The 1,341-nt window shown below is 39.5% G+C and carries 1 protein-coding gene and 1 pseudogene; both read left to right on the forward strand.

Translation table 11 applies throughout. The annotated features are described in order from the left end of the window. Positions 1–39: 39 nt before the first annotated feature. The gene (locus tag AC58DT_RS15595; RefSeq protein ID WP_202335103.1) at positions 40–411 is read left to right on the forward strand and encodes a transposase; all 372 of its coding nucleotides are present in this window, start codon (positions 40–42) and stop codon (positions 409–411) included. 142 nt (positions 412–553) lie between these two features. Continuing rightward, positions 554–1,309: pseudogene (locus AC58DT_RS15600) on the forward strand (IS3 family transposase); the annotation flags it as partial. Positions 1,310–1,341: the final 32 nt, after the last annotated feature.

Below are 1,341 nucleotides of genomic sequence, written 5' to 3' on the forward strand. Positions count from 1 at the left end.
TGACCCGTCCTGAATAAAGGCTACATAATTTTAAACATTATGTACAAAAATGACAAAGTGATCAGACGGTATTCAGAACCTTTCAAACTGAAAATTCTGGACGAACTTACCACCGGAAAACTAAACAAGAACCAGTTAGGAAAACTCTACGGGATCAATCCCACCACCATTAACGAATGGATCAGGAAGTACAACCGCAAGGACCTAATGAACACAAGAGTAAAAGTGGAAACAAAGGATGAGATAACAAGAATAAAAGAACTGCAAAAGGAGATAGCACAGCTCAAGAAACTTCTCTTGAAAAAGGATATGGATGCCTTGATAGAGGACTCCTATCTAGAAGTAGCGGCCGAGAAACTGGGCTACAAATCGGTGCTTGAACTTAAAAAAAAACTAAGTATCAAGCCCTGATAAAAGCCAAGGTAAAATCTAAGGGATTTGCCTCTCTAAGTACTATAACAGCCTGTTTCGGACTAAAACGCGACGCTTACTACAAATACAAGCGTAGAGCAGATGAACGTTTGGAAATCGAGGAAAANACAAATACAAGCGTAGAGCAGATGAACGTTTGGAAATCGAGGAAAAGGTAGTGGCTATAGTAAAGCAAAGACGCAAATCCCTTCCCAGAGAAGGCGTGAGAAAGCTCGAAAGATCGCTCAAAGATGAGTTTGACAGCGCCAACTTGAAAATTGGCAGGGATACATTGTTCAATATCCTTAGAAAGCACGATATGCTGACACTTAGAAAGAAATACAGTTCCAGGACAACAAACTCCTTGCACAGGTTCAGGAAATACAAAAACATCATAAAGGATGTAAAGGTTACAAGACCCAACCAAGTCTGGGCCAGTGACATTACCTATATCAGGACCGTAAAGGGCTTTTGCTATCTGGCACTCATAACAGATATGCATTCGCGTAAAATCATAGGTTATGACCTTAGCAACAGTCTGGAGCTTAAAGGGTGCGTGAGGGCTTTAAATAAAGCTTTGTACCAAGCCAAGGATATTAAGAACCTTATCCATCATTCTGACAGGGGCATACAGTATTGCAGCAATGTTTACACGCAAATACTTAAAAGAAACAGGATAGACATTAGTATGACCGAGGAAAACCATTGCTACGAAAATGCCTTGGCAGAGCGCGTAAACGGTATATTGAAAGATGAATTCTATCTCGACCAGACCTTTACGGACGTGGCCCACGCCAAAAGGGCAACAAAAAATGCAATTAAATTATACAATGAAATAAGATTACATTTATCTTTAAATTTCAAAACCCCAAATATGGTATATTTAAAAACAGCGTAAATCAATTTTAACCTGTAGCCATATTTCAGGAC

The sequence above is a fragment of the Aequorivita sp. CRS11 genome, assembly GCF_059693805.1.